9 protein-coding genes are annotated in these 12,818 nt (G+C 48.5%); 3 read left to right on the top strand and 6 right to left on the bottom strand.

From position 1 onward, the window contains the following. Positions 1 to 117: 117 nt before the first annotated feature. Both fabA and fabB read left to right on the top strand, forming a co-directional pair. Entirely contained in the window at positions 118 to 633 is a 516-nt protein-coding gene (fabA, locus tag ACOSVP_RS12615; protein ID WP_487347865.1) for a 3-hydroxyacyl-[acyl-carrier-protein] dehydratase FabA, read from the top strand. A gap of 30 nt (positions 634 to 663) precedes the next feature. Further along, complete coding sequence (fabB, locus tag ACOSVP_RS12620) at positions 664 to 1,878, top strand: beta-ketoacyl-ACP synthase I (protein WP_487347866.1); 1,215 nt, start codon at positions 664 to 666, stop codon at positions 1,876 to 1,878. Positions 1,879 to 1,961: 83 nt separating this feature from the next. On the opposite strand, the gene ACOSVP_RS12625 is transcribed toward fabB, so the two are convergent. The 6 genes from ACOSVP_RS12625 to ACOSVP_RS12650 form a co-directional block, all read right to left on the bottom strand. Continuing rightward, complete coding sequence (locus tag ACOSVP_RS12625) at positions 1,962 to 2,696, bottom strand: lysophospholipid acyltransferase family protein (protein WP_487347867.1); 735 nt, start codon at positions 2,694 to 2,696, stop codon at positions 1,962 to 1,964. Between the two features lie 30 nt (positions 2,697 to 2,726). Beyond that, positions 2,727 to 3,830 (bottom strand): 1-acyl-sn-glycerol-3-phosphate acyltransferase, encoded by a 1,104-nt coding sequence (locus tag ACOSVP_RS12630; protein WP_487347868.1) that lies wholly within the window; start codon positions 3,828 to 3,830, stop codon positions 2,727 to 2,729. 35 nt (positions 3,831 to 3,865) lie between these two features. Beyond that, a complete protein-coding gene (locus ACOSVP_RS12635; RefSeq protein WP_487347869.1) occupies positions 3,866 to 6,787 on the bottom strand; it encodes an insulinase family protein in 2,922 nt (973 codons plus the stop codon). 131 nt (positions 6,788 to 6,918) lie between these two features. Then, positions 6,919 to 7,500, bottom strand: a complete 582-nt coding sequence (gene smrA, locus ACOSVP_RS12640) for a DNA endonuclease SmrA (RefSeq protein ID WP_487347870.1) — start codon at positions 7,498 to 7,500, stop codon at positions 6,919 to 6,921. A gap of 168 nt (positions 7,501 to 7,668) precedes the next feature. Further along, positions 7,669 to 8,325 (bottom strand): single-stranded DNA-binding protein, encoded by a 657-nt coding sequence (gene ssb / locus ACOSVP_RS12645; protein WP_487347871.1) that lies wholly within the window; start codon positions 8,323 to 8,325, stop codon positions 7,669 to 7,671. 30 nt (positions 8,326 to 8,355) lie between these two features. Continuing rightward, positions 8,356 to 9,711: an MFS transporter gene (locus ACOSVP_RS12650; protein ID WP_487347872.1), complete on the bottom strand. Its 1,356-nt coding sequence runs from the start codon at positions 9,709 to 9,711 to the stop codon at positions 8,356 to 8,358. Positions 9,712 to 9,864: 153 nt separating this feature from the next. Between ACOSVP_RS12650 and uvrA the strand changes: the two genes are divergently transcribed. Continuing rightward, positions 9,865 to 12,684 carry an excinuclease ABC subunit UvrA gene (gene uvrA / locus ACOSVP_RS12655; protein WP_487347873.1) on the top strand — a complete coding sequence of 940 codons (2,820 nt, stop codon included), beginning with the start codon at positions 9,865 to 9,867 and terminating at the stop codon, positions 12,682 to 12,684. Positions 12,685 to 12,818 lie beyond the last annotated feature (134 nt).

The raw sequence follows: 12,818 nt of genomic DNA on the forward strand, positions 1-12,818 counted from the left end.
CACAAACATTCATATTACTTCCCCGAACCGATATAATCCCATGGATTTTCATACTGCTAACTGGACCACACGCTCAATTGCTTAGGTAAATACATGAGTGGTGGATATAGGACTATAATGACTACAGCTTCATCGTTTGATAAAGACGAACTTTTAAAGTGCGGCAACGGCGAAATGTTCGGCGCAGGTAACGCTCAGCTACCTGTTGGCAACATGCTAATGCTAGACCGAATCACCCACATCTCTACTGAAGGCGGTGCGTTCGGAAAAGGTGAAATCATTGCTGAATTGGATATCACCCCAGACCTTTGGTTCTTTGAATGCCACTTCCCTGGCGATCCAGTGATGCCAGGTTGTTTAGGTCTTGATGCTATGTGGCAACTTGTTGGCTTCTTCCTAGGTTGGAAAGGCAACAAAGGTCGCGGTCGTGCATTGGGCTCTGGTGAAGTGAAATTCACAGGACAAATTCTGCCTACCGCTAAGAAAGTAACGTTCCACATTAACCTGAAGCGCGTAATCGAACGCAAGCTTGTAATGGGCATTGCTGACGGAAGTGTGTCTGTAGATGGTCGAGAGATTTACACGGCGAAAGACCTACGTGTAGGCTTGTTCACATCCACAGATAACTTCTAAAAGATTAAGAGTATAAGAGGCACATTAGTTATGCGTCGTGTAGTTGTAACTGGCCTGGGCATTGTTAGCTGCCTTGGCAATGACAAACAGACAGTTCTTGAGTCCCTACGTGAAGGCCGTTCAGGCATCCGTTTCGCGGAAGACTACAAAGAAAAAGGTTTCCGTAGTCACGTTTGTGGTCGTATCGACCTAGACGATTCTGAAATCGACCGTAAAGTACGTCGTTTCATGGGCGACGCGGCAACTTACGCTTACGTATCTATGCAGCAAGCGATTGCTGACTCAGGTCTAGGCGAAGACCAAGTTTCTAACATCCGCACAGGTTTGATCGCTGGTTCTGGCGGCGCTTCGGCGAAAAACCTAGTGGAATCTGCTGACACACTACGCGAAAAAGGCGTTAAGCGTGTTGGTCCATACCGTGTTACTCAAACCATGGGTAGTACAGTATCTGCGTGTCTTGCGACACCATTCAAAATCAAAGGCGTGAACTACTCGATCACTTCGGCTTGTTCTACCAGTGCACACTGTATCGGTAACGCAATGGAGCTTATCCAACTAGGTAAGCAAGACGTTGTGTTCGCAGGTGGCGGCGAAGAAGAAAGCTGGACGCAAACCTGTATGTTCGATGCCATGGGTGCTTTGTCTTCTAAGTACAACGACACTCCAGAAAAAGCTTCTCGTGCTTACGATGCCAACCGTGACGGTTTCGTTATCGCTGGCGGTGGCGGTATTCTAGTACTTGAAGAACTAGAACACGCTAAAGCACGTGGCGCGAAAATCTACGCTGAAGTCGTAGGTTACGGCGCAACATCTGACGGCTACGACATGGTAGCGCCATCAGGTGAAGGTGCGGTTCGCTGTATGCAAATGGCTATGAGCACTGTTGATGGCAAGATCGACTACATCAACACGCACGGTACAAGTACACCAGCAGGTGACATGAAAGAGCTACAAGCGGTGCGCGAAGCATTCGGTTCTGAGATCCCAGCGATCAGCTCTACTAAGTCTCTATCTGGTCACTCTCTAGGTGCAGCGGGTGTTCACGAAGCAATCTACAGCTTGCTAATGATGGAAAACAACTTCATCGTTGCGTCTGCAAACATTGACGAGCTAGACCCAGCAGCGGGCGACATTCCGGTAGCGGTAACACGCCAAGACGACGTGAACCTACAGTACGTGATGTCTAACAGCTTCGGTTTCGGTGGCACTAACGCCAGCCTAGTATTCAAAAAATACGAAGGTTAATCGCAAGCACTAGCAAGCGATTTCCAGATCAAAAAAAACCGCACTCTGTGCGGTTTTTTTATGGCTTAAAGAAAGTCCCGAGATTAAGGATGCTTACGCATAGTAGTGCGCATCCAAGTCTCCATCTCTTCGTGGATCTGGTTGGTGTCTTTATCAGCTACGTCAATCAAAGGACCAATCACTACTGTGATGGTGCCAGGGTAACGGCGCCACGTACGACCTGGCCAAACGTGTCCAGCATTATGCACGATCGGCAAAATCGGCGCTTTCGCAGAAGACGCCAACATGGCAGCGCCCTTGTTAAAGTCACGCTCTTTACCCGGCAAGGTGCGCGTCCCTTCAGGGAAGATCAGCACTGAGCGACCCGCTTGGATACGCTCTTTACCCTGTTTCAGAATTTGCTTTAGAGCACCGGCACGCTTAGCACGATCAATAGCGATCGGCTGTACCATACGCAAGCCCCAGCCAAAGAATGGGATCGATAGCAGCTCTTTCTTTAACACCGTTGAGATTGGCGTTTTCAACACCTGCAGCAAGTAGGTTTCCCACTCACTTTGGTGATTGGCGGCAACGACCACGGGTGTATCTTTACCCGGTAAGTTTTCTCGACCAATCACCTCTATCTTCACACCCACGACAACGCGGAACAAAAACAGCAGGATGTGGTTATGAACGTTCAATACTGGCTGACGCCAACTAGGCGGTAGCATCCACGCAATCAGCGGTGCTAACAGACCAGTGAAGCCAGTTAGCAAACCGTAGCATACTGCAAACAATAACGAGCCAATTAAGGCTCGTAGCGAATTCCGAGGTTTCATAAAGCGCTTACTCCGTATTCATTCGGCCGATTACAGGCCACGCTCTTGCTTTTGAATCAGTGGGTTGGCGTACATACGTAGCACCGTTTCACGCAATTCTTCTGGACAAGTCGCCATGTACTCATCAAATACAGAGTCGCCACTTGGCTCCCCATTTAGCACCTTCAGTGCCGCTTTATTGGTGGACTGAATCGCGTACGAACCAATAATCTGACGATCGACTTCCGCCACCATATCGTCCGGGGTGGCACAGTTGTGATCAATGACATCGCCAAAGGTGACAATGACTTTGCCTTTGCGGCCAACAATACCTTTGCGGATACTGTCGATGTCTTCAAACTCGGCTTTCTGATACGAGCCCGTGGTGGATTTCTGATGTAACTCACGAGCTTTATCAAAGGCACACGGATCGTATTCATAAGAAATCGATACTGGCACGATTTTCAGATTTTGCATGGCATCAGGAAAAGCCACTTTTTGCTTTTTCTGACTCATGTAGAACATCTTGATGATCGCAGGATCAGTTTGATCAAGGCCATCTTTGGCGCGACCTTCTTTTTGAGCGATCCAAATATTGCAGTGTTCTTGCGTCAGAGAATGGGTAATGTAATCCGACAGCTGACCAAACGCCGCCATCATCTCACGCACCCCATTCACTGAACGCTTAACGATAAAACTCTTATTCAGACGCATTAGGTCTGACACGAATGGACGGCGCAACAAGTTATCACCAATCGCAATACGTACCGTCGCCAAACCATTGAGATACAAGCCATAGTTCACAAACGCTGGATCCATGGCGATATCGCGGTGGTTGGATAGGAACAAGTAGCCTTCATTTTTGGCAAGCTTCTCAATCCCACGGTATTCCACATTGCTGGTGGTGGTTTTGATCATACGTTCCATGTAGTCGGCCACTTGCATCTGGAATGCGTGCACATCATTTATTTTGCGCACTTCCTTTTGCAATACGTGCTTAACGACCATCGCTAAGAATCCACGTGTCCACTGTGGCCATTTAGTAAATTTAAAGCCGACAATCGTGTCGATAAAGTCGGGGGTATTTACCAAATTTTGTAACACCCCGGCGACCTCATCGTCGTTGTAAGGGCGTATGTCATGAAACTGATCCATTGAACTGTCCATTCAGGTTGAAATTATCGTTATGGTTATAGAGTACAAATCTCGAAGCCCGCTTCTTCTAACATGGCTTTGTTAGAAGTTGCTGTGACCACGGCTGTACTTTCATTCTCTTTTGTTAAGTAAAGCTTAGCGACGCGTTTTAAATCGTCGACTGTTACCGCCAGTACACCCGCTCGGAACGCTTCGCGGTAGGCTTGGGTACGGTTATGCAATTGCTGGAAGAAGTCACTCTGCGCTTCCCCAGCCGGTGAACTTGGTTTATCCATCGAACCAATCACACCTAGAATCGCTTCTTCTAAGGCATCGTAAGCATGCTCGGTTGACAACAACCATTCAATCGACGCATCGAAATCCGCCAGTGTTTCTAGTAAACGTGGGTCACGGTACGAGTAGAAACGGAACGCGCCACAGCTGGCATCGAAGGTTGCTCCACCACCGTAGGCGCCACCTTGTTCACGAATCGCTCGGTGTAAGAAGCCATTACGTAGGAAGCCACCTAACACGGTGAGTACTGGCACATCTGAGTGTTCGCCAGAAACCGACTTATAAGCCTTGGCACAGAAGCTCACTTGCGTCGCCGTTACCCAAGCTTGTTTGACGTTCTTATCGATCGCAGGCAATGAGAAGTGTGATACCTGCTCATGGTTCGCTACACTTTTCCAAGCTGGCGTAATCGCCTCAAGTAGCGCGTCTTTATGATGTGGCTCAGCGACCAACAACACTTGTTTTGCCGCGCCAGCAAGCTTAGCGTGAATAGATTCTAACGTTGCACATAGCGCCGTCATAGCATTTGCATCAGCTTTTAGTGCATCATCCAGCGCAATCACCTCACGGATGCCACTCATGCCGCCCCACGCTTCTTGTTGCGCAGACAAACCCGACATACCACTGGATGCGGCACTCATCGCTAAAGAGTGACCTTGACCAGTGATCGAGCGTTCACGGCGAGCACGGCGCTGGGCGATCAACTCTTTGATACGACCCGTTTCATCAAAACGCACATTATTAAAGGTCTGCGCCATCAATTCAGTCATCGCTTGAGCATTTGGCACCAGCGCTTTAGAGCTTAAGACAAAGTAACCATTCACACGCTGCTTATCAATCAGCACTGGACGAATCGAAGACGATGCCCCTAAACCACCACAGACTTGCGCTTGGCGTGACTGGATCGCTAGGTAATCCTGCTCACCTACCCCTAATTCCGTCACCAAGTAGCAGTACAGCGGTAAATGCTGGGTTTCTTGTTCCGTCAAAGCTGGAAGTTCTGTCACCAGCTGCTGGTACACTAGGCCGTTAGTACCTTGCGGGTAGAAGGTAATCGGCAGGCTTTGCGTCACGTTTTCATTTTCGTATTCAGGCAAACGAGCAGGCACATCGTCTAAGCCAACTTTCGGCAAGATGCTCATATCATCGATTTGCTCTTGGCGTGCTTTCAACGCTTGACTACGCTCGACAATATGCTGTTTTTGTTCCTCACTTAGACCTGCTTTGATTTTGCTTAAGCGATCTTTCTCTGCTTGGTTACGGCGCGCTTCTAAGGCTTCGTCTGGGCTCAGCGTCAGCGTCACACGGTGAGCATTGGATAGCAGCAAGTCACGCACCAGTGTTGGGATGTAGTCTTTGTGCAGTACTTTTTCACGCATGCTCTCGATCACAGGATCAAGATCCAGCTGAGCGATCACATCACCTTGGTGAACCGCCGTTGACAGCGCAGAAAGAATCAATTGCAAACCGTATGGGTAGCTGTCACCACCAATTTCACGCTGGCTTAACTCAAGTTGATGCAGCTGAGCTTCCACCATCTCTTGGTCAACGCCATTTTCGGCAATCTCTTCTAGTGTTTTCAGTACCAGCGCCTCCACCTGCGCGGCGTTTTCACGCTTCACACCTTCAAGGCCACACATAAAACTCATTTCTTTGTTGCTGTCTTCCAAGCCACACATGGGCGACGGTGAAGCGCCTAGCTCAGAGTTTTCTAACACGCGACGCAATGGCGATGCGGAGTTATCAAGTAGCACACTGGATAGCAGTTGCGCTTCAAACTGTTGCGCTAGATCGATGCTTTCACCCAACAACCAGCCCACCACAACATGACTGCCATCTTCTTTGGCTTCGTCAGTTGCGTAACCTTCTTCGACGCGCACCGGTGAGAAGTAACGCTTGGCGTTTGGTACGCTCACTTGATCGTCTAGACGCTCGAAACGGCTCAGTACCTTGCTTTCAAATTCTGCTTGCAGCTCGTCTGCTGGAATATCACCAAAGGTCATGAATACCGCATTCGACGGGTGGTAATGCTTACGGTAGAAGGCCATCAAATCGTCGTAGGACAAATCTGGAATATCGGTTGGCTCACCGCCTGAGTTAAAGTGGTAAGTATTGCTTGGGCAAAGGTATTTGGTCAGTGCTTGCCATAGAACAGAAGTTGGCGAGCTCATGGCACCTTTCATCTCGTTAAAAACCACACCCTTAAAGGTCAGTTCTGACTCGGGATTGGTTGGCTCAGCAAACTCTAAACGGTGACCTTCTTGGGAAAAGTCTAACGGATCTAAGCGCGAGAAGAACACCGCATCTAGGTAAACATCCAAAAGATTGCGGAAGTCTTTTTTGTTCTTGCTGGCAAATGGGTAGGCGGTCCAATCCGATGAAGTAAAAGCGTTCATAAAGGTGTTCAATGAACGGCGAATCATCATAAAGAAGGGGTCGCGCACTGGGAAACGCTCAGAGCCACAAAGTACCGTGTGTTCGAGAATGTGCGCTACGCCTGTTGAATCCGTTGGTACGGTTTTCAACCCCACCAAAAATACGTTTTCGTCGTTGTCAGAAGCAATATGAAAATGTTTGGCGCCCGTTACCTTGTGCTCATACTCCTGTACCGTCACATTCAGCGCTTCAATAAATTCACTGCGAATGGCGGTAAACGCTGGGTGATGTGCGTTCTTCATGGTCATAAATTACCCCTGTTAAAATCGTTTTCTATTACTAGAATCATTGGGCGTTATCGCCCTAATCTCAAGCAATAAAGCGTGTGAATTATATCAAGAATGTGGTTTTATCGGCACAGATAGTCGCCGCCACTGGCTTAACGTTTTTGGTGTCGTTCCCAATTTTCCAAACGCGCTTTTTCACTCTTACGAAATAACACGTACACAGCGCCTAAACCACCATGGTGTCGTTGCGCACTATGAAACGCCATCACATCGTCCAAGTCACGTAGCCATTTGTTAATAAAGCTTTTGATCGTCGCTTGATCTAATGGATCTGGCGTACGGTCGCCTTTGCCATGAACAATGATGCCCACACGGATATCGTGACGCATACAGTCTTCGACGAACTGAAATACCTCTAGGCGTGCCTGTTCAACCGTACGACGGTGTAAATCGAGACGTGACTCAATCCCGTACTTGCCCTGACGCAGGCGTTTAAAGACACCGTCTTGCACACCGTCTTTTTTGTATTCCAGCATGTCATCTGGATCAACACGCTCCACATAGTCCTTCGACAAGTGGTTACGGTCTTCTACCTTGGCCAGCAGCGCTGCCTTTTGGCGCTCAGCAAAGTCCACCCCACCCTGTTTTTTACCAAGGTAGACCTCGGTCTTCTTCAGTGGTCGAATGCCCTGCACTTCTTCTGCGAACAAAGAGAAATCATCATCCTCTTGCATACGTTACCTCAAACTCTGTCCCCTACAGTCTAGGACACATAAACACAGAAAAGGCTCCCGAAGGAGCCTAATCAAGCTGTAGGGGTAGATCAAACCTTGCTGTATGCCTATCAGATTAGCGCAATACACAAGGTTTTCAAACGAAATTACAGCTTACAAAACAACAACTTAGAACGGAATATCATCATCAAAGTCATCAAAGCTTGGTGCAGGCTGTTGTGGCTTAGCTGGCTCTGGTGCTTTAGGCTGTGCTGGCGCTTGCTGCGGCTGGTTGCCCCAGCTACCAAATGATTGTGGTTGCGCTGGTTGTTGACCGAAACCACCACCTTGCTGTGGCGCTTGGCCGTAACCTTGTGGTTCAGCCGGAGCCGCACCGTAACCGCCTTGCTGTGGTGCATTACCGTAGCCACCTTGAGCTCCGTAACCACCTTGCTGTGGTGCTTGTTGACCACCGAAGTCACCGCCTTGTGGGCCATCCGCACGACCGTCTAGCAGTTGCATTTCGTTGGCAACGATTTCCGTTGTGTAACGCTTAATGCCATCTTTTTCCCATTCGCGCGTACGTAGCGAACCTTCTACGTAAACTTTTGAACCTTTCTTGATAAAGTCGCCAGCGATTTGACCTAGACGGTAGTTACCACGGTCCATAAAGGCGACTCGGTGCCATTCAGTACGTTCTTGCATTTGACCGGTTTGACGATCACGCCAGCTTTCAGTTGTTGCCAGGCTCACGTTAGCAACCGCTGCGCCAGATGGCATGTAGCGTACTTCTGCGTCGCTACCAGCGTTACCAATGATGATGACTTTGTTGATTCCACGTGCCATGACGTTACTCCAATAAGTTCAATAAAGCGTTTACTTGACCTGCGGCGCGATACGCTGCAGCGCCTCTTTGTCGAGTTGTTTCTTGTTTACTTTCAGATAAGCGGTTTGCTCATCGGTAAAAATCTGTACATCTTCCACTCCTTGGATTTTCAAAAGTTGCTGAGTCAGCTGTTGCACTTCCTGCGCACTGTGCGCGGCAACACTAAATGCCATACTAGACACTTGCTGTGGTGCGGGTTGCATTGCACTGACCAGTGCCCATGCTAACCAAACACAACCGATCACCGTAAATAGCACGGTCACGGATGTATGTTGCAGTAACCAACCACCGCCGGCACCACCGATAAAGGCGCCCATAAACTGGTGTGTGGAAAACACGCCCATGGCGGTACCACGGTAGCCTACCGGAGCCAGTTTACTGATCACCGATGGTAATGTCGCTTCTAATGTGTTGAATGCCACAAAGAACAAACACACAGCCAGCGCAAATAACCATAGCTGCGACGACCATTCCATTAAGATCGTCGTCGCACCAATGACGGCAATCACTAAGGTCAGCACCTGCTTCATCTTGCCCTTACCTTCTGCGGCAATGATCAGTGGCAGCATCAAAACAAACGCGCCCCCCATCACTAACAGGTACAAGATACTGTGCTTACCCAAGGATAACCCGTAACGATGAATCAAAAGACTCGGAATCGCAACAAACAATGCCGTTAAACTTGCGTGTAATAGCAGCACACTGATGTTCAAAAAGCGTAAGCGGGCGTCTTTTAGCACACCGCTTAACGCCGTTAGACTAGGTGTGGTGTCACGGCGGAAAGTATGTTGTGTCTGATTTGGTACGGCCCAAATAATCAACGCCATGCCTACAATAGAGAAGCTAAACGACAGATAGAACAAGCCCGACAAACCCAGCCATTGATATAGTATTGGGCCAAGGATCAGTGACAACATAAACGAAGCACCGATGCTGATACCGACGCTAGCCATGGCTTTGGTACGGTTCTGTTCTTTGGTTACATCGCTCAGTAACGCCATCAAGGTACTGGCAATCGCGCCAGCGCCTTGGATCGCCCGACCAAAGATTAAGGTCATAATGCTATCGGCATTGGCACAAATCACACTGCCTAAGGCAAACAGTACTAAACCAAAAATAATCACCCGCTTGCGGCCGACTTTATCGGACATCATGCCCATGGGTATTTGCAATGAGGCTTGGGTAAAACCATAGATACCAATCGCTGCGCCAATTAAAGCGGCGTCCGCTCCATCAAGGCCATCAGCAGCGACACTGATAACAGGCATAATCAGAAACAAGCCCAACATGCGAAACAGATATACCATCGCGAGGGCTAAAACTGAGCGGCGTTCAATGACATCCATAGTTGCTACTACTTGCGTATTTAGAGGTGATTGTTGAAAGATCGCAGATTTTACTAAAATTCCCGTTGAAGCTCTATTTTAACTACTGTAAAAATAGACAGTTATTCTATTTTGAATGACATTTTCCTTGGTTGCATTACATTTTGGAGACTCATGGACACTATTACCCTTCGCGGAGCGCGGACCCACAATCTTAAAAACATCGATTTGGACATTCCTCGCGACAAGCTGGTGGTGATTACCGGACTATCAGGGTCAGGCAAATCATCGCTGGCATTTGATACCTTGTACGCCGAAGGCCAACGTCGTTACGTCGAGTCCCTCTCGACTTACGCACGCCAGTTCTTGTCCATGATGGAAAAGCCCGATATCGATCATATCGAAGGCTTGTCTCCAGCGATTTCCATTGAGCAAAAGTCGACGTCACATAACCCGCGTTCGACCGTCGGTACCATTACCGAAGTGTACGACTACCTGCGTTTGTTGTTTGCCCGTGCTGGCCAACCACGCTGTCCAGATCATGGCGAGCCGTTGGAAGCACAGACCATCAGCCAAATGGTCGATAAGGTGCTATCGCTACCAGAAGAAAGCAAAATGATGATGCTGGCGCCGATTATTAAAGATCGCAAAGGCGAGCATTTGCACACCATCAGCGAGCTGCTGTCAAAAGGCTTTGTCCGTGCCCGCATCAATGGCATTGTCGTCGACCTAGACGATGCACCGGCACTGGAGAAAAACAAAAAGCATACGATTGAAGTGGTGATTGACCGTTTCAAAGTCCGCTCAGACCTGCAATTGCGTTTGGCGGAATCGTTTGAGACTTGTTTATCCTTGTCGGATGGCATTGCCAAAGTCATCAACATGGACGATGAAAGCGATGAGCTGGTGTTCTCCAGTAAATTTGCCTGTCCTGTGTGTGGCTACGCCATTACTGAACTGGAGCCTCGTCTATTCTCCTTCAATAACCCGAATGGTGCCTGTCAGACCTGTGACGGTTTGGGCACACAGCAAGCCTTTGATGCTGATCGTGTGATTCAAGATGAGAATCTGACCCTAGGCGAAGGCGCAATCCGTGGTTGGGGACGTCGTAGTATTTTCTACTTCCAACAATTGCATGCCTTAGCCAACTTCTATGGCTTTGATATTGATTCAAAATTCAAAGACATTCCGCTGGAATACCAAGACATCATTCTAAATGGTTCTGGCAAAGACAAGATCGACTTCGTTTATATCAATGAACGTGGCGATAAGATGATCCGCTCCCACGCCTTTGAAGGCGTACTGCCGAATCTTAACCGTCGCTACCATGAAACTGAATCAGACAGTGTCCGAGACGATCTATCCCAGTACATCAGCACCAAGCCTTGTTCATCCTGTCATGGTACACGTTTAAACAAAGCCGCACGAAATGTATTCATTGCCAGTGAAACGCTACCCGATATTGTTAAAAAGCCCATCGCGGAGTGTTTGCAATACTTTGAAGACCTTAAGCTTGCAGGTGCAAAAGGTGAAATCGCGGAGAAGATCTTAAAAGAGATTCGCGACCGCTTAAGCTTCTTAGTAAACGTTGGTTTGGATTATCTGACACTGGATCGTAAAGCGGATTCACTGTCGGGTGGTGAAGCACAGCGGATTCGTCTTGCCAGCCAAATTGGCGCAGGGCTTGTGGGCGTTATGTACATTCTGGATGAGCCGTCGATCGGACTGCACCAGCGTGATAACGAACGCTTAATCAGTACCCTGACGCGTTTACGTGATCTGGGCAATACCGTGATTGTGGTGGAACACGATGAAGATGCGATTCGTGTGGCAGACCACCTCATTGATATCGGCCCTGGTGCCGGCGTACACGGTGGACAAGTGATTGCCTCAGGCACACCGCAAGACATTATGGATTGTGAAGCCTCTATCACTGGCCAATACTTAACGGGTAAACGTAAGATTGAAGTACCAGCACTGCGTCACCAAGCCACACAAGGTAAGCAGCTAACGCTGCATGGGGCGAAGGGTAACAACCTAAATGATGTCACCTTAAAAATTCCAGTGGGTGTAATGACTTGCGTTACCGGCGTATCAGGTTCAGGTAAATCAACCTTAATCAATGGCACTCTGTTCCCATTGGCGGCGACGGCATTAAACGGTGCGACCACATTGACCGCAGCCCCACATGAGAAAATTGAAGGTTTAGAGCATTTCGATAAATGTGTTGATATCGACCAAAGCCCAATCGGTCGTACGCCACGCTCTAACCCAGCGACTTATACTGGAATTTTCACACCAATGCGTGAGCTGTTTGCCGCGACACAAGAAGCACGCTCTCGTGGTTATAAACCGGGCCGCTTCTCGTTTAACGTCAAAGGTGGACGCTGTGAAGCCTGTCAAGGTGATGGCGTTATCAAGGTCGAGATGCACTTCTTGCCAGATGTGTATGTCCCTTGTGATGTGTGTAAAGGTCATCGCTACAACCGTGAGACGCTAGAAATCACTTACAAAGGCAAAAACATTCACGAATGTTTGGAAATGACGATCGAAGAAGCCCGTGAATTCTTTGATCCAGTACCTTCGATTGCTCGCAAACTACAAACATTGATTGATGTGGGGCTTGGCTACATTCGTTTAGGGCAAGCCGCAACGACTCTGTCTGGTGGTGAAGCGCAACGTGTGAAACTGGCGAAAGAATTATCGAAACGTGATACCGGTAAAACCCTATATATCCTAGACGAGCCTACTACAGGCCTGCACTTTGCCGATATCGAGTTATTGCTATCGGTACTGCATCGCCTACGCGATCACGGCAACACTATCGTAGTCATTGAACATAACTTGGACGTGATTAAGACTGCCGATTGGATTGTCGATCTGGGGCCAGAAGGGGGCAGCGGGGGTGGTTACATCATTGCCGAAGGTACACCGGAAAAAGTCGCTGAACATGAGACTTCTCATACGGCACGCTTCTTAAAGCCAATGCTTTGATCTGTGATGTTAGTCCTGCATTAAAAAAGGAGCCAATGGCTCCTTTTTTAATATCTGTGGTTCTTAGCGCTAAATGTACAAAGCAAACGACAGATGCAAAAAAGCCGAGCTTATGGCTCGGCTTTTTTTAAGCA

This window comes from Marinomonas sp. HM11-D, assembly GCF_057626615.1.

Excerpts from the sequence above, each read along its gene's own strand:
- smrA (WP_487347870.1), bottom strand. The coding sequence starts at position 7,500 with ATGCAAGAGGATGATGATTTCTCTTTGTTCGCAGAAGAAGTGCAGGGC.
- ACOSVP_RS12635 (WP_487347869.1), bottom strand. The coding sequence starts at position 6,787 with ATGACCATGAAGAACGCACATCACCCAGCGTTTACCGCCATTCGCAGT.
- ACOSVP_RS12625 (WP_487347867.1), bottom strand. The coding sequence starts at position 2,696 with ATGAAACCTCGGAATTCGCTACGAGCCTTAATTGGCTCGTTATTGTTT.
- ACOSVP_RS12630 (WP_487347868.1), bottom strand. The coding sequence starts at position 3,830 with ATGGATCAGTTTCATGACATACGCCCTTACAACGACGATGAGGTCGCC.
- fabB (WP_487347866.1), top strand. The coding sequence starts at position 664 with ATGCGTCGTGTAGTTGTAACTGGCCTGGGCATTGTTAGCTGCCTTGGC.
- fabA (WP_487347865.1), top strand. The coding sequence starts at position 118 with ATGACTACAGCTTCATCGTTTGATAAAGACGAACTTTTAAAGTGCGGC.
- ACOSVP_RS12650 (WP_487347872.1), bottom strand. The coding sequence starts at position 9,711 with ATGGATGTCATTGAACGCCGCTCAGTTTTAGCCCTCGCGATGGTATAT.
- ssb (WP_487347871.1), bottom strand. The coding sequence starts at position 8,325 with ATGGCACGTGGAATCAACAAAGTCATCATCATTGGTAACGCTGGTAGC.
- uvrA (WP_487347873.1), top strand. The coding sequence starts at position 9,865 with ATGGACACTATTACCCTTCGCGGAGCGCGGACCCACAATCTTAAAAAC.